This is a genomic window from Escherichia sp. S10b (assembly GCF_028421345.1).
GTDB lineage: Bacteria > Pseudomonadota > Gammaproteobacteria > Enterobacterales > Enterobacteriaceae > ECMA0423.
This window is the reverse complement of the sequence record NZ_JAHZSO010000094.1, coordinates 1-544: the sequence shown is the minus strand read 5'-3', so window position 1 is coordinate 544 and position 544 is coordinate 1. Positions and strand designations below refer to the sequence as shown.

The 544-nt window shown below is 55.9% G+C and carries 1 protein-coding gene; it reads left to right on the top strand.

Annotated elements, in window-relative coordinates; translation table 11 throughout:
* On the top strand, nucleotides 1-544 hold a 544-nt coding region (locus tag FTE26_RS07220), incomplete at both ends, for a pyridoxal-dependent decarboxylase (protein ID WP_264109082.1).

Genomic DNA, 544 nt, shown 5'->3' with positions numbered 1-544 from the left:
GTTGTTTATGGACCCGAAACGCATGATTGAAGCCTGTGACGAAAACACCATCGGCGTGGTGCCGACTTTCGGCGTGACCTACACCGGTAACTATGAGTTCCCACAACCGCTGCACGATGCGCTGGATAAATTCCAGGCCGACACCGGTATCGACATCGACATGCACATCGACGCTGCCAGCGGTGGCTTCCTGGCACCGTTCGTCGCCCCGGATATCGTCTGGGACTTCCGCCTGCCGCGTGTGAAATCGATCAGTGCTTCAGGCCATAAATTCGGTCTGGCTCCGCTGGGCTGCGGCTGGGTTATCTGGCGTGACGAAGAAGCGCTGCCGCAGGAACTGGTGTTCAACGTTGACTACCTGGGTGGTCAAATTGGTACTTTTGCCATCAACTTCTCCCGCCCGGCGGGTCAGGTAATTGCACAGTACTATGAATTCCTGCGCCTCGGTCGTGAAGGCTATACCAAAGTACAGAACGCCTCTTACCAGGTTGCCGCTTATCTGGCGGATGAAATCGCCAAACTGGGGCCGTATGAGTTCATCTGT